Annotated in this window: 22 protein-coding genes; 9 read left to right on the top strand and 13 right to left on the bottom strand. The window is 70.9% G+C overall.

What is annotated here, in order from left to right; translation table 11 throughout:
• Together MJ604_RS00235 and MJ604_RS00230 are read right to left on the bottom strand one after the other, a co-directional pair.
• Window positions 1-936: a Ppx/GppA phosphatase family protein gene (locus tag MJ604_RS00235; protein ID WP_243056268.1), complete on the bottom strand. Its 936-nt coding sequence runs from the start codon at window positions 934-936 to the stop codon at window positions 1-3.
• Window positions 937-948: 12 nt separating this feature from the next.
• Window positions 949-1,425, bottom strand: a complete 477-nt coding sequence (locus MJ604_RS00230) for a hypothetical protein (protein ID WP_243056267.1) — start codon at window positions 1,423-1,425, stop codon at window positions 949-951.
• Between the two features lie 35 nt (window positions 1,426-1,460).
• Between MJ604_RS00230 and MJ604_RS00225 the strand changes: the two genes are divergently transcribed.
• The 3 genes from MJ604_RS00225 (at window position 1,461) to MJ604_RS00215 (ending at window position 3,636) form a co-directional block, all read left to right on the top strand.
• Window positions 1,461-2,225 carry a hypothetical protein gene (locus tag MJ604_RS00225; RefSeq protein WP_243056266.1) on the top strand — a complete coding sequence of 255 codons (765 nt, stop codon included), beginning with the start codon at window positions 1,461-1,463 and terminating at the stop codon, window positions 2,223-2,225.
• A 71-nt stretch (window positions 2,226-2,296) separates the two neighbouring features.
• Window positions 2,297-2,935 carry a VOC family protein gene (locus tag MJ604_RS00220; RefSeq protein WP_243056265.1) on the top strand — a complete coding sequence of 213 codons (639 nt, stop codon included), beginning with the start codon at window positions 2,297-2,299 and terminating at the stop codon, window positions 2,933-2,935.
• A 2-nt stretch (window positions 2,936-2,937) separates the two neighbouring features.
• Window positions 2,938-3,636, top strand: a complete 699-nt coding sequence (locus MJ604_RS00215; RefSeq protein WP_243056264.1) for a class I SAM-dependent methyltransferase — start codon at window positions 2,938-2,940, stop codon at window positions 3,634-3,636.
• Window positions 3,637-3,732: 96 nt separating this feature from the next.
• On the opposite strand, the gene MJ604_RS00210 is transcribed toward MJ604_RS00215, so the two are convergent.
• Window positions 3,733-4,266: a nucleotidyltransferase domain-containing protein gene (locus MJ604_RS00210; RefSeq protein ID WP_243056263.1), complete on the bottom strand. Its 534-nt coding sequence runs from the start codon at window positions 4,264-4,266 to the stop codon at window positions 3,733-3,735.
• A 252-nt stretch (window positions 4,267-4,518) separates the two neighbouring features.
• Window positions 4,519-5,022 (bottom strand): hypothetical protein, encoded by a 504-nt coding sequence (locus tag MJ604_RS00205; RefSeq protein ID WP_243056262.1) that lies wholly within the window; start codon window positions 5,020-5,022, stop codon window positions 4,519-4,521.
• 193 nt (window positions 5,023-5,215) lie between these two features.
• Between MJ604_RS00205 and MJ604_RS00200 the strand changes: the two genes are divergently transcribed.
• Window positions 5,216-5,674 (top strand): hypothetical protein, encoded by a 459-nt coding sequence (locus MJ604_RS00200; protein ID WP_243056261.1) that lies wholly within the window; start codon window positions 5,216-5,218, stop codon window positions 5,672-5,674.
• Between the two features lie 372 nt (window positions 5,675-6,046).
• On the opposite strand, the gene MJ604_RS00195 is transcribed toward MJ604_RS00200, so the two are convergent.
• Together MJ604_RS00195 and MJ604_RS00190 are read right to left on the bottom strand one after the other, a co-directional pair.
• Window positions 6,047-6,448: a hypothetical protein gene (locus MJ604_RS00195; RefSeq protein ID WP_243056260.1), complete on the bottom strand. Its 402-nt coding sequence runs from the start codon at window positions 6,446-6,448 to the stop codon at window positions 6,047-6,049.
• A gap of 214 nt (window positions 6,449-6,662) precedes the next feature.
• The gene (locus MJ604_RS00190; protein ID WP_243056259.1) at window positions 6,663-6,803 is read right to left on the bottom strand and encodes a hypothetical protein; all 141 of its coding nucleotides are present in this window, start codon (window positions 6,801-6,803) and stop codon (window positions 6,663-6,665) included.
• 139 nt (window positions 6,804-6,942) lie between these two features.
• Here MJ604_RS00190 and MJ604_RS00185 point away from each other — a divergent pair, with 139 nt between their 5' ends.
• Window positions 6,943-7,737, top strand: coding sequence for a class I SAM-dependent methyltransferase (locus MJ604_RS00185; protein WP_243056258.1), 795 nt, complete (start codon window positions 6,943-6,945; stop codon window positions 7,735-7,737).
• A 14-nt stretch (window positions 7,738-7,751) separates the two neighbouring features.
• On the opposite strand, the gene MJ604_RS00180 is transcribed toward MJ604_RS00185, so the two are convergent.
• Window positions 7,752-8,768, bottom strand: a complete 1,017-nt coding sequence (locus MJ604_RS00180) for a LacI family DNA-binding transcriptional regulator (protein ID WP_243056257.1) — start codon at window positions 8,766-8,768, stop codon at window positions 7,752-7,754.
• A gap of 166 nt (window positions 8,769-8,934) precedes the next feature.
• Here MJ604_RS00180 and radA point away from each other — a divergent pair, with 166 nt between their 5' ends.
• The 3 genes from radA to MJ604_RS00165 all read left to right on the top strand — a co-directional run bounded on the left by radA (window position 8,935) and on the right by MJ604_RS00165 (window position 11,805).
• Window positions 8,935-10,353 (top strand): DNA repair protein RadA, encoded by a 1,419-nt coding sequence (radA, locus tag MJ604_RS00175; protein ID WP_243056256.1) that lies wholly within the window; start codon window positions 8,935-8,937, stop codon window positions 10,351-10,353.
• A 94-nt stretch (window positions 10,354-10,447) separates the two neighbouring features.
• Window positions 10,448-11,530 carry a DNA integrity scanning diadenylate cyclase DisA gene (gene disA / locus MJ604_RS00170; protein ID WP_243056255.1) on the top strand — a complete coding sequence of 361 codons (1,083 nt, stop codon included), beginning with the start codon at window positions 10,448-10,450 and terminating at the stop codon, window positions 11,528-11,530.
• Window positions 11,531-11,601: 71 nt separating this feature from the next.
• Window positions 11,602-11,805 carry a hypothetical protein gene (locus MJ604_RS00165; RefSeq protein ID WP_243056254.1) on the top strand — a complete coding sequence of 68 codons (204 nt, stop codon included), beginning with the start codon at window positions 11,602-11,604 and terminating at the stop codon, window positions 11,803-11,805.
• Between the two features lie 84 nt (window positions 11,806-11,889).
• Here MJ604_RS00165 and MJ604_RS00160 read toward each other — a convergent pair whose 3' ends face one another.
• A complete protein-coding gene (locus MJ604_RS00160) occupies window positions 11,890-12,660 on the bottom strand; it encodes a hypothetical protein (RefSeq protein ID WP_243056253.1) in 771 nt (256 codons plus the stop codon).
• Window positions 12,661-12,724: 64 nt separating this feature from the next.
• On the opposite strand from MJ604_RS00160, the gene MJ604_RS00155 reads away from it, so the two are divergent.
• On the top strand, window positions 12,725-13,588 hold the full coding sequence (locus tag MJ604_RS00155; protein ID WP_243056252.1) for an A/G-specific adenine glycosylase: 864 nt from the start codon (window positions 12,725-12,727) through the stop codon (window positions 13,586-13,588).
• A gap of 82 nt (window positions 13,589-13,670) precedes the next feature.
• Here MJ604_RS00155 and MJ604_RS00150 read toward each other — a convergent pair whose 3' ends face one another.
• From MJ604_RS00150 to MJ604_RS00130, 5 genes are all read right to left on the bottom strand, one after another.
• A complete protein-coding gene (locus MJ604_RS00150; RefSeq protein WP_243056251.1) occupies window positions 13,671-16,253 on the bottom strand; it encodes an ATP-dependent Clp protease ATP-binding subunit in 2,583 nt (860 codons plus the stop codon).
• A 306-nt stretch (window positions 16,254-16,559) separates the two neighbouring features.
• A complete protein-coding gene (locus tag MJ604_RS00145) occupies window positions 16,560-16,889 on the bottom strand; it encodes an Lsr2 family protein (protein ID WP_243056250.1) in 330 nt (109 codons plus the stop codon).
• 105 nt (window positions 16,890-16,994) lie between these two features.
• A complete protein-coding gene (locus tag MJ604_RS00140; protein ID WP_243056249.1) occupies window positions 16,995-17,768 on the bottom strand; it encodes a type III pantothenate kinase in 774 nt (257 codons plus the stop codon).
• 2 nt (window positions 17,769-17,770) lie between these two features.
• A complete protein-coding gene (gene nadC / locus MJ604_RS00135; RefSeq protein ID WP_243056248.1) occupies window positions 17,771-18,643 on the bottom strand; it encodes a carboxylating nicotinate-nucleotide diphosphorylase in 873 nt (290 codons plus the stop codon).
• Complete coding sequence (locus MJ604_RS00130; protein WP_243056247.1) at window positions 18,640-20,274, bottom strand: L-aspartate oxidase; 1,635 nt, start codon at window positions 20,272-20,274, stop codon at window positions 18,640-18,642. The genes nadC and MJ604_RS00130 overlap by 4 nt, the downstream gene beginning before the upstream one ends.
• Window positions 20,275-20,294 lie beyond the last annotated feature (20 nt).

Genomic DNA, 20,294 nt, shown 5'->3' with positions numbered 1-20,294 from the left:
TCAGCCCCGTCCCGTGATCTGGTCGAGGCGCTGCAGGATCACGCCCTCACGCAGCGCCCAGGGGCAGACCTCGAGCGCCGGGAGGTCGAAGATGTCCATCACGGCCTCGGCGACCAGGGCGCCCGGCACGATCTGGTGGCTGCGGCTGGCCGAGACACCCGGCAGCGACGCGAGCTCGTCGGGCGTCATCGCGACCAGCTTGGGGATCCACTCCGCGAGCGTGGAGGCCGGGATGGAGCGCGGCACGAGCGGCCCGTCGGCCGACGGCGCGGCCCCGCAGATCCGGGCCAGCGACCGGAACGTCTTGGACGTCGCCGCGGCGTGGTCGGGCGTCCCCGCGCGCAGCAGGCGCCCGGCATCGTGCGCGACCTCGGCACGGATCTGCTTGCGCAGCGCGCGGATCTCGTCCTCGTCGGGCACCCGGCCCGCGAAGTGCTGGCGCGCCAGTCGCGCCGCGCCGAGCGGCAGCGACCACGCGACGTCCGGCGCCTCGTCCGCGCCGCCGGCGATCTCGAGCGAGCCACCGCCGATGTCGAAGACCGAGAGCCGGCCGGCCGACCAGCCGAGCCAGCGGCGTACGGCGAGGAAGGTCAGCCGCGCCTCGTCCTCGCCGGAGAGCACCGCGATGGCCTGGCCGCTGCGCTGCTCGACCTCGGCGAGCACCGCCTCGGAGTTCACCGCGTCGCGCACGGCGGACGTCGCGAACGCGAGCATGTCCTCGCAGCCCTTGTCCTCCGCGACCCGGATCGCCTGGGTGGTGAAGGCCGCGAGCGCGTCGATCCCCTGCTGGGTCACGGCTCCCGCCTCGTCGAGGTGCTCGGCGAGGCGCAGCGGCTCCTTGTAGGAGTACGCCGGCAGCGGGGCGGCACCCCGGTGCGCGTCGACGACCAGGAGATGCCCGGTGTTGGACCCGATGTCGAGGACGCCCAGGCGCATGGGTCCACGGTACTAGTGCCTGCCCCCGGCCTCTCGGCCATCGCAGCCGACGGACATCCGCGCGCGGTACGGGTACGTCTCGCCGTCCTGGCCGAGCACGCCGAGCTCGCCGGTCACCCGAACGCATCCGGAGGTGTCGACGCGCATCGGCAGCTGCCCGGACGGGTCCACCCCCTCGGTGCGCCACTCCTGGTCGCCCTGGCGCGCCACGATGCTGTACGAGACCGCCGTCGACCCCGGGTCGGCGTGGTCGGTCACGATCTCCACGCACAGGCCGCGCCCCGGCAACCGGGTCGCACTGAGGTCGCGGTCGATGTTCGGGCCCCGGCGGTCGAGCCACTCGAGCCGCTCGCGCTCGACCTCGACCCGGTCGATGCTGACCTTGCAGGTCTCCGGAGCCGACGTCCGGCGATCCTCCTCGCCCGAGGAACATCCCGAGGCGAGCAACAGCGTTGCGGTGACTGCTGCCACCAGCCCGAGCGCTCGCATCCGTCCACCGTAGTTGGAGCCCGTAGGGTTGGCCCGTGCCTGAAGTCGACCTGGTGTTCCCCCGTGCGTTCGTCGAGTTCGTGAACCCGGCCGACGAGACGGAGATGTTGCGCTGCGACCTGACCTGGCTGACGTCGAGCTTCATGTGCATCTTCGGCCAGGGCTGCCAGGGCATCTACGCCGACGCTCCCGATGTCGGCTGCTGCACGCTCGGCGCGCACTTCGCCGACAAGGACGACGAGAAGCGGGTCAAGGCGTACGTCGAGATGCTCGACGACGAGCTGTGGCAGCAGAAGCCGAAGGGCCGCAAGGTCCGCACGAAGGACTGGGTGGAGCTCGACGACGACGGCGAGCGCAAGACGCGCACGACGACCGTCGACGGCCAGCAGGCGTGCGTGTTCCACAACCGCAACGACTTCCACCTCGGCGCGGGCTGCGCCCTGCACGCACTGGCGTACGTGATCGAGAAGAACCCGGTCGAGACCAAGCCGGACGTGTGCTGGCAGCTGCCGATCCGGCGTACGTTCCGCGAGGTCACCCGCCAGGACGGGTCGACGTACACCGAGGTCTCGATCGGCGAGTACGACCGGCGGGGCTGGGGTCCCGGGGGCCATGACCTCGACTGGTACTGCTCGGGCAACACCGAGGCGCACGTCGCGCCGGAGCCCGTGTACGTCACGCACGAGGCCGAGCTGGTCGCGCTGATGGGACGCCCCGCGTACATCGAGCTGGTGCGCCACTGCGAGGCCCATGTGCGGTCGCGATCGGCGCTCGCGCTGCATCCCGCAGACCCGCACTGAAATTTCTCTCGACGTCAAGAAGAAGCGACCCCGATGTTCAGTGACGTCGGGCACATGCCGAGAATCCCTGTATGCGCCTGGACCATCTCTCTTTCGCAGCAGGACCTGATGGGCTCGCCAGCACTGCCCAGCGCATCGGGGGGTTGCTCGGCAAGGACTTCGTCGACGGCGGAGTCCACCCGCGTTTCGGGACCCGCAACATGATCCTGCCGCTCGCCGGCAACACGTACATCGAAGTGGTCGAGGTGCTCGACCACCCCGCCTCGGACAAGGCCCCGTTCGGTCAGGCCGTCCGCGCCCGCTCCCTCCTCGGCGGCGGCTGGCTCGGCTGGGTCGTCGCGGTCAGCGACATCGCGATCGTCGAGAAGCGTCTCGGCCGCGAGGCCGTGAACGGCAACCGGCACCGCCCCGACGGCGAGAACCTGCAGTGGAAGCAGATCGGCATCAACGGCCTGATCCAGGACCCGCAGCTGCCGTTCTTCATCCAGTGGGAGAGCCCGGCCGCGATGCACCCGAGCGCGGGCGCCGACGAGTCGTTCTCCCTTGCCTGCCTGGAGATCGCCGGTGACCCGAAGCGCGTCAGCGACTGGCTCGGCGAGACCGTCGAGGCTCCGCTGGAGGACGTGAAGGTCGAGTGGGTCGCCCCCAACGGCACCCCGGGCATCCTCGCCGTCCAGGTCCAGACGCCGAACGGTCTGGTTCGTCTCTGACCGTGTCGCCTGGGGCTCGGCCGAGCCCCAACATCTGGAACACCCCGGGTACGTACGAGATCGAGAACCACGCGGTCGACCCCGACGGGCGGATCGCCGCGGCCATGCAGGACGTCGCGTCCTGGGCCGGGCGCACCGTGCTCGACGTCGGCTGCGGCACCGGCTTCCACCTGCCGTGGTTCGCGACCACGGCCGCCTCGGTGGTCGGCGTGGAGCCGCACGGTGACCTCGCGGCCCTGGCGCGACGTCGTACGCGCAGGCTCGCGAACGTCGCCGTGCACCAGGGCACCGCACAGTCGCTGCCGCTCCCGGATGCGTCTGTGGACGTCGTGCACGCCCGCTGGGCGTACTTCTTCGGCCCCGGCTGCGAACCCGGGCTGGCCGAGCTCGACCGCGTCGTACGTCGCGGCGGCACGGCGTTCGTGATCGACAACGACCCCACGCGGTCGACGTTCGGCGCGTGGTTCCGGCGCGGCTACCCCGAGGTCGATCCCCTTGCTGTGCAGCGGTTCTGGTCGACGCGGGGCTGGTCACGCACGCCGGTGGACATGCGCTGGTCGTTCGCGTCCCGCGCCGACCTCGAGGCCGTCGTGCGCATCGAGTTCACGCGCGAGGTCGCCGACGAGGTGCTGGCCGGCCACGAGGGCACCGAGGTCGACTACGCGGTCAACCTCTGGTGGCGGCACTACGAGGTCTCGTAGCCGGACGTCCCGACCGGCCACTGAACGGGCTCGTCCGCGCCCGTCGGTTTTGGACCACGCCCATCCAGCGCCTCACGCGTGCGTTGCCGTGATGGCTCACCGCATGACCCAGGGATGATGAGGGTCGATGCGCCCAACAGCGGCGGAGAGCCAGGCACGCGCAGTCGGATCGAGCCTGGGAAGCGTGTTCTCTGCGTCCACTCGGTCCTTCGGGCGAGACTGTGCGGCCTTGAACATCAGGCTGACCTCAGGCTTGGCGTAGCGCAGCCCGTCGGGCGCCACCCAGGTGACGTCGTCGAGGTCCTCGGTGTGCGCTGGATGCCGCTTGTTGGTCCAGCGACCATCGGTGTCCGGCGTGAACGGAACGTCAAGGACCCACGGTGACCGGGCGTCACGGCGCACCCACAGCTGGCTGTCGGGCCGAACCTCTGCGAACCGATGGTCGAACGGCCGGAACCACCCGTCGTCCACATTCCACGGGGTCCATCGGTCGCCCAGGAAGACCCGGAACGCCTCAGCGTCGCTGGAGAGGATCGAGATGTCCATGTCGTCGTGGTCGCGCTGGATGCCGGTGAACGCCTCGATGCTCCAGCCGCCGATGACCCACCAGGGCCGGTCGAATCCGGCCATGAACTCAGCAATGGAGCTAGGGCTGAGCGGATCCCACCCGCCGTACCAACGCTGGAACTCCTCGGGCGGCAGGTGCCCCGCTCCTGGCGGCTCAGGCAGTGGGACGTCGGATGGCCGCGAAGACATCCTGGGATCCTGCCACCTCGACCGGACGCGACGGCACGAGCGCGCCTGGTGCCTGGAGGCCAACGGGGAGTCGAGCTTCCGGCGAGCCGAGTCGAGGGTGGCGGCGCGGCCCCGGCGCTTGACTAATCAGGACCGGCGAAGCCGCTTGACCGCCGGAGCGCGGTCGACGTGAGCGCCGCTCTGGATGCCGAACTGGGTGAACACCCGCTCACGTGCATGGCCATCAAGGCAGGCCCGGTCGACAGACAGGCTCACCCGGCGCCGGCCCCAGGTTCCGGTCACGGCGTCGCATCGCCGTGGTTCGAGATCGAAGTGGTTGAAGAAGAAGAGCCTGGTGCGCGGTGGCTTGCCCGCACGCTTCTTGATCTCGACGACGAAGCCCGCTTCGAAGATCTCGAACCGGGAGATGCTCAGCGCCGCTGTACCGCCACGTCCGAGGTTCGGGATGCGAGCGACAACGCGGACCTGTTCCTGCGCGTGGGTATAGGTCGCGCGGGACACGTCGATACGAGCTGGTGCGTCATTGCGCGAGTCGTCTCGACGAACCGTCTCTGCAGAGGCGGGAGCAAGGGCACCCGTGAGCATCGCGACGAGCAATGCGGCGCCGGCCAGCCCCGTCGAGTTCCTCATGGCTACCTCCGCAGCTAGGACGCGGCCCGCTTCGAACTGCCGGGTCGTCGCATCCAGCATCCGCCAACTCGCCCGTAACCGGAACCCCCGAGGCAAGTACGTCGGCTGGGGCGTCCGGATCACGGCGGTAGGACGCGCCTTGGAGGCGCACTCAGCGCGGCAGAGGCGGACGTTTCTTGTGCAACCGTGAGGCATGCGCGAACGTCCCAAGCCTGTGAGAAAACTGCAACTGGCCGCTGCGATCCTTCTGTTCGTCACGCTTGTTGCTGCCTGCGGCGACGATGAGAGCGCCGGTGTTGACTCCGGTTCGAACGGGAACGGTCCAGTCGTCGCTCACCCCGACGAGGGGAACGGCGACGCCATGCAGGCACTGATCGAGGGCACCCTGACTTTGTCGAAGGGTTGCCTGCTGGTCGGCGAGTATCCCGTCATCTGGCCGCACGGCACCACCTGGGATGCGGAGAGCCAGGCGGTCGAGTTGTCTGACGGACAAGTAATCGCCGGGGGTGATCGAGTCCGTGGAGGCGGTGGGTATCCGTATCTCTCCGACTTGCACGCACACTTCGCCGAGCCGCTCGCGGACTGCCCGACGAACAAGTGGGGCGAGATCGCAGTGTTCAACGCCGACGAGCAGGTCACTGTCATCGAGTGACGCGCAGGGCGGACATCGGCATGAGCGCGCATCGCGCGCCTGAGCACACGCAGCGGGCGGCCCTTCATCGCAGTGGCATTTCGTGCGTCGGCCCGCTTGCAGACCGTGACTCGTGGAGAGCAGGCTGGGGTGATGGCGAAGAAGCCACTCCGGTGCCGCCTCGGTTGGCACAGGTGGGGGCCACAGCATGACGAGAACGGCGAGCGGTACCTCGGCTGCGTGCGCTGCCACAAGCGCACAGAGCCCGGGATGCGCACGCGCATCGCGGCCTGAGCGGGCGTCCGTCAGTTCTAGAACTGGTCGGAGTCGTCCTCGCAGAGGGTCGTTCTCGGGTTGCCGGTCGACCCAACGGGCCGGGTGTCCGGCGTCGGCTCACCTGATCCGGATGCTGGCGGGCTCACCGTGCTCGGGGATCAACCTGGCCCGGCCGGGTGTCGCGTCGGCGGGGACGGCGAAGGTCCACGTCACCCACCCGAACTGGTCGTTCCTCTCGGTTCCCGCGTCTGCGACGTCGAGGTCCCAGGTGCGGCCGTCCTGGGCCAGCTGCAGCCGTACATCCTCGATCGGCGTCTCAGGAGGCGAGTCGTACTCACACGCGTGACATCCAGCCGAGCAGCTCATGCTGTCCTGACAGCCGTTGACGAACGCCCGGCCCTCGACAGTCGTCGTCGCGCCGCGCTGAAGGACACGCCCCTCAGCGTCCATGAGGTACGGAGCCGCGCAGGACGCAGACGCGGGAGCCTCGGGAAACGGCGCGATCACCAGCAACGCCATGGTCGTCGCGAGCAGAACCGCCGAACTTCGCATGCAGGTCGGACGGCTCGACCGTGCTCGCCGTTCCCGCACGCGACACCCAGGCACGGTGAGCGGCGTGGGCCGACGCGCGCCACCCGCGCATCGGCATGACCGCGCTACTCGCGGAAGAAGTGTCCGTCTGCGGGCGCACGCCACGCGGCCGAATCATGCGCGCCGGTTCGGGCTGCGTGTACTACGCGCTGCTGGTACTGCCCGCATTGAGGAGCAGGTACAGATAGACCAGGGCTGCGACGATCACCAACGTCACCACGACCAGAAGCAGGGTGCGCGCTGTCAGTCGATTCCGCATCATCGGGGTCCAGTCCTTGCTCACTCGGTCACGAGTGTGACGCGGTCGCGCCGGCCTCGGTTCCCCGTCCGCTCATCGGCGCGAGCGCGCGCATCGCGGCCGGAGCGGACTCATGCCCCATGGCGAAACCACGGGGGGACCGACGTGCTCCGCTGGTGTACTGGTGTTCCACCGAGTCTGCCGGGTGACGGAGGTAGTGGTTGTGAGCGGTTACCACGAGCTTGCCGAGGTGTACGAGTGGCTCATCTCGGATGCGAAGCTGGCTCCGGCCGAGTTCGCTGCGGCGTTCGATGACGTCCTCGGTCTCCTGCCGCCGGACGCTCACGTCCTCGACTGCTCGTGCGGAACGGGACAGCTCGCGGTCGGCCTCGCCGGTCGTGGCATGCAGGTTGTCGCTACCGACGCCAGCGAGGCGATGGTTCGTCGTACGGCGGAGCTGTCCGAGGAGTTCGAGGCATCCGTCCGGACACTCCGGGCGGACTGGCAGGAGCTGCCCGACCATTTCGATGACGCCACCTTCGACCTGGTGTTCTGCGTGGGCAACTCGCTGCACCATGCCGCGGGCGCGACAGGCAGGGTTGCCGCCCTGGAGTCGATGTCACGGCTTCTGCGCCGAGGCGGGCGCTTGGTACTCACCTCCCGCACCTGGGAGCTCGTCAGGGCCAGAGGTTCCCGGCTGGACATCAGTGACCGACTCGTCCGCCGGAACGGTCGCGATGCCGTCGTGGTCTACCGCTGGGAGATTGCGCCGCGCTGGGAGGAGGAGCACCACATCGAGATCGCGGTCGCGCAGGTCGATGCGACCGGGCCGGTGCTGGTCCGCTCGGAGCTGCTGTCGTGCTGGCCCTACCGGTACGAGGAGCTCGAGGCCGAGCTGGACCGGGTCGGGCTACGGACGGAGATCAGCACGTTCGACCCTGCGGCCGAGAACTACACGGTGGTGGCGAGCAAGGTGTAGGCGGCGCAATCCCGCTAGGTCGAGCCGCGCAGCGCCAGGGTCGGGGCGAGCAGCACGCCCGGGCCCACGACGGCCGGCGTGGTGAGCAGGCCCTCGAGGGCCTTCACGATGTGGACCGCGACCTCTTCGAGCGGCTGGCGCACCGAGGTCAGACCGCGCGGGACGAGCTGGGCGACCTGGGAGTCGTCGAAGCCGACGACGGCGACGTCGCGACCCGCGCGCAGACCGCGCTCGTCCAGGGTCTGCAGGACACCCATGGCGAGGGTGTCGGAGGCGCAGACGAACGCCGACGGCTGGGCCTCGTCGAGCAGCACCGAGCTGGCCTCCCGGCCGCTGGCGACGGTGTCCTCGACCCGGGAGGCCAGTCCGGTGGTCGGGAGGTCGCGCGCATGCATGGCGCGCAGCCAGCCGGAGCGGCGGTCCTCGCCGATCCAGGAGTCCTTGCGCCAGCCGATCCAGGCGATCCGGCGGTGGCCGCGGCCCAGCAGGTGGTTCGTCGCGAGCTCGGTGCCGGCGGCGCCGTCGACGTCGACCCACGGGTGCCGGGTCTCCGGGTGCTCCCACGGACGGCCGAACGCGACGAACGGCGCGCGTCGCTCCTCGAGCCAGGTGGCCTGCGGGTTGCCGAGGTAGGTGTCGGTGACGACGAACGCGTCGACCGCGGTGGAGCGGAGCAGGTCCTGGTAGCCCGAGATCGGGTCGACGGCGTCACCGGCGAACAGCAGCACGTGGTAGCCCGCCTCGCGCGTGGTCTCCACGAGCGAGTGCACGAACCGGTCCATCGTGGCGTTGGCCGTCCCCTCCTGGACCGGGCTGAAGCGCAGGCCGATCAGCTGGGAGGAGCGGGTGCGCAGGTTGCGCGCCGCGCGGTTCGGCGTGTACCCGAGCTCGGCGATCGCCTCCTGCACGCGGGAGAGGGTGTCGGCGCGCAGCAGGTCGGGGTTGTTGACGGCGTTGGAGACCGTCTGGCGGGAGACACCGGCGCGCTCGGCGACGTCTGCGAGCGTCGGAGGGAGGGCAGGCTGCGCCACGGGAGTGGTCCCTCGGCCGAGCGGGCGGCCCGTCGTCCTGGACAACCCCACCTCCTCGACGTGCTGGGATCGTCTTGATCGTTCCAAGCCCACCATAGGACACCAGCCGTCCGAGGACCGGCGGTCCTCCCGAATGCTGTCGGTGCCGGCGTCTAGCGTTCGTGGCATGCCGAAGTCGCCGCGCCCCTCCTTCCGTTGCTCCGAGTGCGGCTGGGAGACCGGCAAGTGGGTCGGCCGCTGCGGCGAGTGCCAGGCGTGGGGCTCGGTGGCCGAGGCCGCGGCGCAGCCCGCGGGGCGTACGTCGGCGAGCCCGGTCTCGACCCCGGCGGTGCCGATCGGGCAGGTGTCGGTCGAGAACTCCGCGTTCCGCAGCAGCGGGGTGCCCGAGCTCGACCGGGTGCTCGGCGGCGGGCTGGTGCCCGGCGCCGCGATCTTGCTCGCCGGCGAGCCCGGCGTCGGCAAGAGCACGCTGCTGCTCGAGGTCGCCGCCCAGACCGCGCGGCACCGGCACCGCACCCTCTACGTCACCGGCGAGGAGTCCGCCTCCCAGGTCCGGCTCCGCGCCGACCGCACCGGCGGTGTCCACGACGAGCTGTACCTCGCAGCCGAGACCGACCTCGGCGCCGTGCTCACCCACATCGAGGAGGTCCGACCGACGCTGCTGGTCGTCGACTCGATCCAGACCATCGGCGCCTCGGGCATCGACGGGGTTCCCGGTGGCGTCACCCAGGTCAAGGAGGTCGCCGCCGCCCTGGTCCGGGTCGCGAAGACCCGCAACATCACCACGGTGATCGTCGGCCACGTCACCAAGGACGGCTCCATCGCCGGACCGCGGGTGCTCGAGCACGTCGTCGACGTGGTGCTGCACTTCGAGGGCGACCGCGACTCCCGCTTCCGGATGGTGCGCGCGATGAAGAACCGCTTCGGCCCCGTCGACGAGGTCGGCTGCTTCGACCTCGGCGCCGACGGCATCACCGCGGTCACCGACCCGACCGGCCTCTTCGTGGAGAACCACCACGCGATGGTTCCCGGCACCTGCGTCGCGGTGACGATGGAGGGACGCCGCCCGATGCTCGCCGAGGTGCAGGCCCTGGTGACGCACAGCGCCGCCGAGCGACCGCGGCGTACGACGTCCGGGCTGGACTCCTCCCGCGTGGCGATGGTGATGGCGGTGCTGCAGCAGCACTGCCAGGTCCGGCTGCACACGCTCGACGTGTTCGCCTCGACGGTCGGCGGCGCCCGCGTGGTCGAGCCGGCCAGCGACCTGGCGGTGGCGATCGCGCTGACGTCCGCCAGCCGCGGCGTCCCCGCGCCGAAGGGCGTGGTGGCGATGGGCGAGATCGGGCTGTCCGGCGAGCTGCGTCGGGTGCGCGACCTGCCGCTGCGGCTGGCCGAGGCCGCGCGCCTGGGGTTCCAGCTCGCGGTCGTCCCCACCGAGCCCGGCCGCCCGCCGGCCCGCTCCCCCGAGTCCTGGACGGTCGACGGGATGCGCGTGCTCGACGTGCCCGACGTGCGCTCCGCGCTCCGGCTGCTGCACCTGCTGCAGACCGAGCACGAGCGGCCGCACGCCGTGGACGCTCGATAACGCTTCGGTACCGGTCTGCGCGCGGAGTGGGAGCAAGACCCTAGACTCCGTGCCAGCGGCCGTCGACGCCGCGATCACACGGGGAGGACCGCAGGTGGCCACGGATCGCTCGGACGAGACGCTGCGCCTGCGCGCGACTCTCGCCACCATCGCCCCCGGCACGCCGCTGCGTGACGGTCTGGAGCGGATCCTGCGTGGCCGCACCGGCGCCCTGATCGTGATGGGCCACGACAAGGTCGTGGACTCGATCGCCACCGGCGGCTTCACCCTCGACGTCCCGTTCACCGCCACCGGCCTGCGCGAGCTGGCCAAGATGGACGGCGCGATCATCGTCGACAAGGACGTCACCCGGATCCTGCGCGCGGCCGTGCACCTGATGCCCGACCACACGATCCCGTCCGAGGAGACCGGCACCCGGCACCGCACCGCCGACCGCGTCGCCCGGCAGACCGGCTTCCCGGTCATCTCGGTGTCGCAGTCGATGCAGATCATCGCGGCGTACGTCGGGGAGACCCGCCACGTCCTCGAGGACTCCGGCCAGATCCTGTCGCGCGCGAACCAGGCGCTGGCGACCCTCGAGCGCTACAAGCTCCGCCTCGACGAGGTGTCGAGCACCCTGTCCGCGCTGGAGATCGAGGACCTCGTCACCGTGCGCGACGTGGCCGTGGTCGCGCAGCGGCTCGAGATGGTCACCCGGATCGCCAGCGAGATCGAGGACTACGTGCTCGAGCTCGGCACCGACGGCCGCCTGCTGTCCCTGCAGCTCGAGGAGCTGGTGACCGGTGTCGACACCGAGCGCGAGCTGGTCATCCGCGACTACCTGCCCGCCGGGCGGCGTTCCAAGACGCCCGACCAGCTGCTGAACCGGCTGGAGGCGCTGTCGTCGACCGAGCTGGTCGACCCCGCTGCCGCCGCCAAGGCCCTCGGGCTCGGCAACGGCGAGCACCTCGACGGCGCTGTCGCGCCGCGCGGCTACCGGCTGCTCGCCAAGGTCCCCCGGCTCCCACCCACCGTGGTCGACCGGCTGGTCGACCACTTCGGCACCCTGCAGAAGCTGCTCTCGGCCGGGGTCGACGACCTCCAGGCCGTCGACGGCGTCGGCGAGCTGCGCGCCCGCAGCGTCCGCGAGGGCCTGTCGCGCCTGGCCGAGTCGACGATCCTCGAGCGGTACGTGTGACGACGTCACTCGTCCGCCCATCGGTGGTCGAGTAGCTCGACGCGTCGGCGGTCGAGTAGCACGGCTCGTCGGTGGTCGAGGAGCACGGCTCGTCGGTGGTCGAGGAGCACGGCTCATCGGTGGTCGAGGAGCACGGCTCATCGGTGGTCGAGGAGCACGGCTCATCGGTGGTCGAGGAGCACGGCTCATCGGTGGTCGAGGAGCACGGCTCATCGGTGGTCGAGGAGCACGGCTCATCGGTGGTCGAGGAGCTCGACTCATCGGTGGTCGAGTAGCACGCCGCGAGTGAGGAACGAACTCGCGGCGGGCGTATCGAGACCCGGCGGGCGTATCGAGACCCGCGGGCCGAGAAGCAGCGTCTAGTCCGGCTCGACCGCACCCGACGGCGAGTTCGACGGGGTCACCGGGCGACCGCTGGCCGTCGCCGTCGGGCTCGGCGTGATCGTCCGGGTGATCGTGGCCGGGGTCGGCTTCACCAGCTCGAACTGGAGGTCGGACGGCTCGCCGCCGAGGGCGGCGGCGGTGACGTGGTACCAACCCGTCCCCGCCCAGTCGGCGAACCGCGAGCAGGTCTCGTCGGAGCGCTTGGCGCTCCAGGTGACGCCGATGTTCGTCGTGACCGCCTTGCGTACGACGACCTCGCGGACCGGGATCGCCTTGCGGCACTCGCGGCTCGACCAGATGTCGTCGGAGCCGGACGTGATCGACACGGCGAGCGAGTCCGGCGCGACCCGCCAGGTGCACGCCTCCGACACCATCGTGCGCAGCTGCAGCACGATCAGCACCGGCCGCCCGCCCACGGCGCTCTTCACCTGCGGCGTCACCGCGACGTCGGCACCGCTGCAGGTACCGGTCGGGGCCGCGAGGGTCGGCGTGGGGTCGGGCTCCTGGGTCTTCTTGTTCTTCCTGCCGGGCTTGGCCGTCTCGCTCGGCGTGGTCGAGGTATCGACGGTCGGCGAGGTCGAGGTGGTGTCGGCGGTGAGCCGGGCGGCCCCGCTGTCGGCCGCGTCGCTGCCGTTGCCGAGCAGCCGGGCGATGCCGAACACGAGCAGCAGCGCCGTGCCGAGCACGAAGATCCGACGCGTCCAGTAGACGCGCGCCGGCAGCGGTCCGCGGGTCATGGCTGGCATGCCGCAACGCTAGTCACGGCCCCGGTCCCACGGGTGGTGCCACTCCGGCGACAATGGCGCGGACATGAGTGAACTCCATCAACCCGTCCTGCAGTGGTACGACGAGCACGCTCGCGAGCTGCCCTGGCGCGGACCGTCGGCGTCGCCGTGGTCGGTGATGGTCTCGGAGTTCATGCTCCAACAGACCCCGGTCACCCGCGTGCTGCCGGTCCACGAGCAGTGGCTGTCCCGCTGGCCGACACCTGCGGACCTGGCGGCCGAGCCGTCCGGGGAGGCCGTGCGGGCCTGGGGCCGGCTCGGCTACCCGCGACGGGCGCTGCGCCTGCACGCCGCGGCCACCGCGATCGTCGAGCGGCACGGCGGCGAGGTGCCCGCCGGGTACGACGACCTCCGCGCGCTGCCCGGGATCGGCGACTACACCGCCGCCGCGATCGCGACGTTCGCCTACGGCCGGCGCCACGTCGTGCTCGACACCAACGTCCGCCGGGTCTTCGCGCGGGTGATCCAGGGGGTGGAGTTCCCCTCGACCGCCGTCACCAGGGCCGAGCGCGAGGTCGCCCTCGCGGTGCTGCCCGGCGCGGACGACGCGCCCACCTGGTCGGTCGCGGTCATGGAGCTCGGCGCGCTCGTCTGCACGGCAGCGAACCCGAGGTGCGGCGACTGTCCGGTCGCCGACCTCTGTGCGTGGCGTGCGGCCGGCTACCCGGCGTACGACGGCCCGCCCCGCAAGGCCCAGGCCTGGGCGGGGACCGACCGGCAGTGCCGCGGCCGGCTGCTGGCCGTGCTGCGGGACACCGACGGCCCGGTGCACCGGAGTCGCCTGGACGCCGCCTGGAGCGACGAAGGCCAGCGGGTCCGCTGCCTGGCGTCCCTGGTGGAGGACGGGCTGCTGGTCCACGCGGGACCGGACGTCTACGCACTTCCCTAGATTCCGCTAGAAGCACCTAGTCGGGCGTAGAAATGCGCGACGGCCCGCCCCGGAACCGGGGCGGGCCGTCGCGGTGGAGCTGTCAGTCCGTGGTGCGCGGTACGTCGGTGCCGCTGTCGGAGTCGTCGGGACCCTCGGTCGGCGTGACGTCCGTGGCGGCCACCTCGGCCGCCTCGAACGGCGGCAGGTCGGGCAGCTCGCCCATCTTCTGGCCCGCGAACGAGAACGAGGCGGTCGGGCCCTCGCCCTCGACGTCGACCAGGACGATCTGGCCGGGGCCGACCTCGCCGTACAGCATCTTCTCGGCGAGCACGTCCTCGATCTCGCGCTGGATCGTGCGGCGCAGCGGGCGGGCGCCCAGGACCGGGTCGAAGCCCCGCTCGGCGAGCAGGTTCTTCGCGGCCTGGGTCAGCTCGATCCGCATGTCGCGGTCGCGCATCCGCAGCTCCACCGAGGCGACCATGTTGTCGACCATGTGGACGATCTGCTCCTGCGACAGCGGCGGGAACACGATGATCTCGTCGACACGGTTGAGGAACTCCGGGCGGAAGTGCTGCTTGAGCTCCTCCGACACCTTGCCCTTCATCCGCTCGTACGAGCCAGCCGCGTCGCCGGCCGACGAGAAGCCGAGGTTCAGGCCCTTGGCGATGTCGCGGGTACCGAGGTTCGTGGTCATGATGATCACGGTGTTCTTGAAGTCGACCACCCGGCCCTGCGAGTCGGTCAGGCGACCTTCCTCGAGGATCTGCAGCAGGCTGTTGAAGATGTCCGGGTGGGCCTTCTCGACCTCGTCGAACAGCACGACCGAGAACGGCTTGCGGCGCACCTTCTCGGTGAGCTGGCCGCCCTCCTCGTAGCCGACGTAGCCCGGAGGCGAGCCGAACAGCCGCGAGACGGTGTGCTTCTCGCCGAACTCCGACATGTCGAGCTGGATCAGCGAGTCCTCGTCGCCGAAGAGGAACTCCGCGAGCGTCTTGGACAGCCAGGTCTTACCGACACCCGACGGGCCGGCGAAGATGAACGAACCGCCGGGGCGCTTCGGGTCCTTCAGGCCGGCACGGGTACGACGGATCGCGCGGCTGAGCGCCTTGACGGCCTCGTCCTGGCCGATGACGCGCTTGTGCAGCTCGTCCTCCATCTTGAGCAGCCGGGTCGACTCCTCCTCGGAGAGCTTCACGATCGGGATGCCGGTGGCGACCGCGAGGACCTCGGCGATCAGCTCCTCGTCGACCTCCGCGACCTCGTCCATGTCGCCAGCGCGCCACTGCTTCTCGCGCTCGGACTTCTTCAGGATGAGCTGCTTCTCCTCGTCGCGGAGACGCGCGGCAGCCTCGAAGTCCTGGCCGTCGATCGCGGCCTCCTTGCGCTGGCGCACCTCGCCGATCTTGTCGTCGTACTCGCGCAGGTCCGCGGGCGCCGTCATCCGGCGGATCCGCAGCCGCGAGCCGGCCTCGTCGATCAGGTCGATGGCCTTGTCCGGCAGGAACCGGTCGGAGATGTAGCGGTCGGCCAGGGTCGCCGCCGAGACCAGCGCCTCGTCGGTGATCGTGACGCGGTGGTGTGCCTCGTAGCGGTCGCGCAGGCCCTTGAGCATCTCGATCGTGTGCGCGATCGACGGCTCGGCGACCTGGATCGGCTGGAAGCGGCGCTCCAGCGCGGCGTCCTTCTCGAGGTACTTGCGGTACTCGTCGAGGGTGGTCGCGCCGATGGTCTGCAGCTCGCCACGGGCCAGCATCGGCTTGAGGATGCTGGCGGCGTCGATCGCACCCTCGGCCGCGCCGGCGCCGACGAGCGTGTGGATCTCGTCGATGAACAGCACGATGTCGCCGCGGGTGCGGATCTCCTTGAGCACCTTCTTCAGGCGCTCCTCGAAGTCGCCGCGGTAGCGCGACCCGGCGACGAGGGCGCCGAGGTCGAGCGTGTAGATCTGCTTGTCCTTGAGCGTCTCGGGGACGTTGCCCTTGACGATGTCCTGGGCCAGGCCCTCGACGATCGTCGTCTTGCCGACGCCGGGCTCACCGATGAGGACCGGGTTGTTCTTCGTACGGCGAGACAGGATCTGCATGACCCGCTCGATCTCCTGCTCCCGGCCGATGACCGGGTCCAGCTTGCCCTCGCGGGCGTCCTGGGTGAGGTTGCGACCGAACTGGTCGAGCACGAGCGAGGACGACGGCGCGTCGCTGCCGGCGGCGCTGGCGGCCGCGGCGGAGCCGGACGACTCCTTGCCCTGGAAGCCGGAGAGCAGCTGGATGACCTGCTGGCGGACCCGGTTGAGGTCGGCGCCGAGCTTCTGCAGCACCTGGGCGGCGACGCCCTCGCCCTCACGGATCAGGCCGAGCAGGATGTGCTCGGTGCCGATGTAGGAGTGGCCGAGCTGCAGCGCCTCGCGCAGGGACAGCTCGAGGACCTTCTTGGCGCGCGGGGTGAACGGGATGTGCCCGCTCGGCGCCTGCTGGCCCTGGCCGATGATCTCCTCGACCTGGGCGCGCACGGCCTCGAGCGAGATGTCGAGGCTCTCGAGAGCCTTCGCGGCGACACCCTCGCCCTCGTGGATGAGGCCGAGCAGGATGTGCTCGGTCCCGATGTAGTTGTGGGAGAGCATGCGGGCCTCTTCCTGGGCCAGCACGACCACCCGGCGGGCTCGGTCGGTAAACCGCTCAAACATGCGTATCGCTCCTGAAGCTCTAGGGGGCTACGAAGACAACTAACCCCGCGGACAGCCTACGCGTTCCCCCGAATCAGCCCAGACCGGTCCGCTGAGAGCGAACATGAGGCGAGCAGCGCCGGGTGAGGAACGAACCCGGCGCGTGGGCTCGACCAGATCGAGTAGGCCGCGCGGCCGACGTAGGAGGTCGCGACCGGCCGTACCGAGATCCGGTGAGGCAAGAAGGGCGGTGACCAGGTGGTCACCGCCCTCACTCGTCCTCCCGCCCTGAGCCGCGAGCTCGCAGGCTCACTCGCGGGGGCGTGATCAATGTGCCTTCGCGTAGGCCTCACGCACGTCGGCGGAGACGCGGCCGCGCTCCGGGACGTCGTAGCCGTTCTCGCGCGCCCAGTCGCGGATCTCCTTGGCGCTGGCGCCGTCACCGGAGGCGACCGCGGTCTTGCGGCCACGGCTCGGCGCCCGGCCCACCTTGCGGGCGTGGCCGACGTACCCGGCCAGCGCGTCGCGCAGGGCGGCGGCGTTCTTGTCGTTCAGGTCGATCTCGTACGTCGTTCCGTCGAGACCGAAGGTGACGGTCTCGGTCGCCTCGCTGCCGTCGAGGTCGTCGACGAGAACGATGTTGACCTTCTGGGCCATTTGCAGGACCTCACTTGTAATTCGACGAATTGAATTGAAAACCGCGGACATCATGCCACGCGAATAGCGAGATCGCTCCAAATGAAACGGACACCACAGTGCCGTTTAGCGATTTCGCGCGAATACGAGCTCCAGGCCGCGCAACGTCAACCATGGCGCGTGATCGGTGAAAGCGCGGCACTCGCCGAACACCAGAGGCGCCAGGTAGCCGGTGGCGATCACCCGCACGTCGCCGGGCTCGGCGCCGAGCTCCTCGACCATCCGGGCGACAATTCCCTCGACCGAGGCGGCGACGCCGAAAACCATTCCCGACTGCAGCGCCTCGACGGTGTTCTTCGCAATCACCGAACGCGGCCGCAGCAATTCGACCTTGCGCAGCTGGGCGCCGCGACGCCCGAGCGCTTCGAGCGAGATCTCGATTCCGGGGGCGATAGCGCCGCCGACGTACTGCCCCTGCGCGCTGACCACGTCGAAGGTCGTCGCGGTGCCACCGAAGTCGACCACGATCGCCGGGCCGCCGTACTCGTGCACGGCGGCGAGCGCGTTGATGATCCGGTCGGTGCCGACCTCGCGCGGGTTGTCCATCAGCACCGGGATGCCGGTGCGTACGCCGGGCTCGACCACGACCGCCGGCACGTCGCCGAAGTGCCGCGCGAGCATGTCGCGCCACTCGTGGAGGACCGCCGGGACCGTCGAGCACACCGCGATGCCGTCGACGTCCTCGACCGCCGCGCCAAGCAGCCCGCGCAGCAGCACCGCCCACTCGTCGGACGTACGCCGCTCGTTCGTCTCGACGCGCCAGTCCGCGGTGACCTCCCCGCCCGACAGCAGGCCGAGCTGCGTGTGGCTGTTGCCGATGTCGGCGGCGAGGAGCGCCATCGTCACCCTTCGGACAGGTCCAGGCCGAGGTCGAAGACCTTGACGGAGTGGGTGAGCGCGCCGACCGAGATGAAGTCGACGCCGGTCTCGGCGACCTCGCGGGCGCGCTCGAGCGTGAGCCCGCCCGACGCCTCGAGCGTGGCGCGGCCGGCCGTGATGCGCACGGCCTCGGCCATCGTCGGGGAGTCCATGTTGTCGAGCAGGATCTCGGTGCAGCCGACGTCGAGCAGCTCGCGCAGCTGGTCGAGGTCGGTGACCTCGACCTCGACGCGCAGGTCGGGGTACGCGGCCCGGACCGCGTGGAACGCCGGGACCACACCACCGGCAGCGACCACGTGGTTGTCCTTGACCATGGCCATGTCGCTGAGGCTGAAGCGGTGGTTGACCCCGCCGCCGCAGCGGACGGCGTACTTCTGCAGCGCGCGGTAGGTCGGCAGCGTCTTGCGGGTGTCGAGGACCTTCGCGCTCGTGCCGGCGAGCGCCTCCACCCAGTGGGAGGTCGCGGTCGCGACGCCGGAGAGGTGGCTGGCGTAGTTGAGCGCGGTGCGCTCGGCGGTGAGCAGCCCGCGGATCGGGCCGGACACGCGCATCACCACGTCGCCGGGCCGAACGCGAGTGCCGTCGGCGACCCGGTCGGTGACCTGCACCGTGTCGCCCATGACCTCGTGGAACACCAGCGCGGCGACGCCGAGACCGGCCACCACACCGGCCTCCCGGGCGGCGAACACCCCGCTCCCCTGCGCGTCCGCCGCGATGGTGGCCAGGGACGTGACGTCGCCGCCGGGCAGGTCCTCGGCGAGCGCCGCACGCACCTGCGCGAGCACCGCGGCGGGGTCGAGGCCGGCCGCGGCCAGCTCGTCGTCGTACGGCGTCATGAACTGAGCTCCAGGGTGGTGGTGCCGTCGTCCATGACGACGTCGAAGTGGCCCGAGAAGCGGACGTCGTCGCGCTCGGGGAAGTCCTCGCGCCAGTGCGAGCCACGGGTCTCCTCGCGCAGGGTCGCGGCGTCGGCGAGCGCGGTGCTGATCGTGAGCAGGTTCGTGGTCTCCCACGACTCCTGGTCGACGACCTCCGCGGTCACGCCGGCGAGCTTGTCGAGGAGGCCGGTGGCGTCGGCGAGGCCGGTGGCGTTGCGGAGCACGCCGACCCGGGTGGTCATGATCTCCTCGAGCTCGCGGCGCAGTCCGCCGGGCACCAGGCCCGGCGTGCGGGTGTCCGGCGCCGGCGGGAGCAGCGGGCGCAGCTCGCCGGGCAGCACGTCCGCGATCCGCCGGGAGAACACCAGGCCCTCGAGCAGCGAGTTCGAGGCGAGCCGGTTGGCGCCGTGGACGCCCGAGCAGGCGACCTCACCGGTGGCGTACAGGCCCGGGACGTTGCTGCGCCCCCACAGGTCGGTGCGGACCCCGCCGGAGGCGTAGTGGCACGCGGGCGCGACCGGGATCAGGTCGGTGACCGGGTCGACGCCGTGGCTGCGCGCGGTCGCGAGGATCGTCGGGAAGCGCCGCTCCCAGAACTCGCGGCCCAGGTGACGGGCGTCGAGCCACATGTGCTGCTGCCCGGTCTCGATCATCCGGCGCATGATCGCCTTCGCGACCACGTCGCGCGGGGCCAGGTCGGCGAGCTCGTGCTCGCCCTGCATGAAGCGGTTGCCCTCGAAGTCGACGAGGAACGCGCCCTCGCCACGCACCGCCTCGGAGATCAGCGGCTGCTGGCCGTGCGAGTCGGGGCCGAGGTACATCACGGTCGGGTGGAACTGCACGAACTCCAGGTCCCGGAGTACGGCGCCCGCGCGCAGCGCGACCGCCATCCCGTCGCCGGTCGAGACCGCGGGGTTGGTCGTCTGGGAGAACACCTGGCCGAGCCCGCCGCTGGCGAGCACCACCGCGCGGCAGTGCACCGCGCCGACGCCGTCGCGCTGGCCCTCGCCCATCACGTGCAGGGTGAGCCCGGCGACGCCGCCGTCCTCGGCGAGCAGCAGGTCGACGGCGAGCGCGTGCTGGACGACCTCGATCTCGGGCGCCTGCTCGATCGCGGCGATCAGCGCCCGCTGGATCTCGGCGCCGGTGGCGTCGCCGCCCGCGTGCGCGATCCGGTCGCGGTGGTGGCCGCCCTCGCGGGTCAGCGAGAGCTCGCCGTCCGGGTCGTGGTCGAAGTTCGTGCCCAGCGCGATCAGCTCGCGCACGGCGTCCGGCCCCTCGTTGACGAGCACCCGGACCGCCTCGCGGTCGCACGCACCGGCGCCGGCCACGAGCGTGTCCTGCTCGTGCTCCTCGGGAGTGTCGCCCGGGCCGAGCGCGGCGGCGATGCCGCCCTGCGCCCACTGCGTCGACCCGGCCGCGAGCACGTCCTTGGTGACGACGAGGATCTTCTCGACCTGGCCGCGCAGGCGCAGCGCGGCGGTCAGGCCGGCGATGCCGGATCCGACCACGACGACGTCGGCGGCCGTGGTCCAGCCGGGCTCCGGCGCGATCAGGCGCCCGGGGACGCGGCGTACCGGAGTGGACATTGGCGCAGGCTATCCGAGAC

It is taken from the genome of Nocardioides sp. SR21, assembly GCF_022761125.1.
Taxonomy (GTDB): Bacteria; Actinomycetota; Actinomycetes; order Propionibacteriales; family Nocardioidaceae; genus Nocardioides.
Note: the sequence above shows the minus strand (reverse complement) of the source record. Positions and strands in the feature narration are given on the sequence as shown.

Coding starts and splice junctions, on each gene's coding strand:
- MJ604_RS00235 (WP_243056268.1), bottom strand. CDS start 936: ATGCGCCTGGGCGTCCTCGACATCGGGTCCAACACCGGGCATCTCCTG.
- MJ604_RS00230 (WP_243056267.1), bottom strand. CDS start 1,425: ATGCGAGCGCTCGGGCTGGTGGCAGCAGTCACCGCAACGCTGTTGCTC.
- MJ604_RS00220 (WP_243056265.1), top strand. CDS start 2,297: ATGCGCCTGGACCATCTCTCTTTCGCAGCAGGACCTGATGGGCTCGCC.
- MJ604_RS00210 (WP_243056263.1), bottom strand. CDS start 4,266: ATGGCCGGATTCGACCGGCCCTGGTGGGTCATCGGCGGCTGGAGCATC.
- MJ604_RS00205 (WP_243056262.1), bottom strand. CDS start 5,022: ATGAGGAACTCGACGGGGCTGGCCGGCGCCGCATTGCTCGTCGCGATG.
- MJ604_RS00200 (WP_243056261.1), top strand. CDS start 5,216: ATGCGCGAACGTCCCAAGCCTGTGAGAAAACTGCAACTGGCCGCTGCG.
- MJ604_RS00195 (WP_243056260.1), bottom strand. CDS start 6,448: ATGGCGTTGCTGGTGATCGCGCCGTTTCCCGAGGCTCCCGCGTCTGCG.
- radA (WP_243056256.1), top strand. CDS start 8,935: ATGCCGAAGTCGCCGCGCCCCTCCTTCCGTTGCTCCGAGTGCGGCTGG.
- MJ604_RS00160 (WP_243056253.1), bottom strand. CDS start 12,660: ATGCCAGCCATGACCCGCGGACCGCTGCCGGCGCGCGTCTACTGGACG.
- MJ604_RS00155 (WP_243056252.1), top strand. CDS start 12,725: ATGAGTGAACTCCATCAACCCGTCCTGCAGTGGTACGACGAGCACGCT.
- MJ604_RS00150 (WP_243056251.1), bottom strand. CDS start 16,253: ATGTTTGAGCGGTTTACCGACCGAGCCCGCCGGGTGGTCGTGCTGGCC.
- MJ604_RS00145 (WP_243056250.1), bottom strand. CDS start 16,889: ATGGCCCAGAAGGTCAACATCGTTCTCGTCGACGACCTCGACGGCAGC.
- MJ604_RS00140 (WP_243056249.1), bottom strand. CDS start 17,768: ATGGCGCTCCTCGCCGCCGACATCGGCAACAGCCACACGCAGCTCGGC.
- nadC (WP_243056248.1), bottom strand. CDS start 18,643: ATGACGCCGTACGACGACGAGCTGGCCGCGGCCGGCCTCGACCCCGCC.
- MJ604_RS00130 (WP_243056247.1), bottom strand. CDS start 20,274: ATGTCCACTCCGGTACGCCGCGTCCCCGGGCGCCTGATCGCGCCGGAG.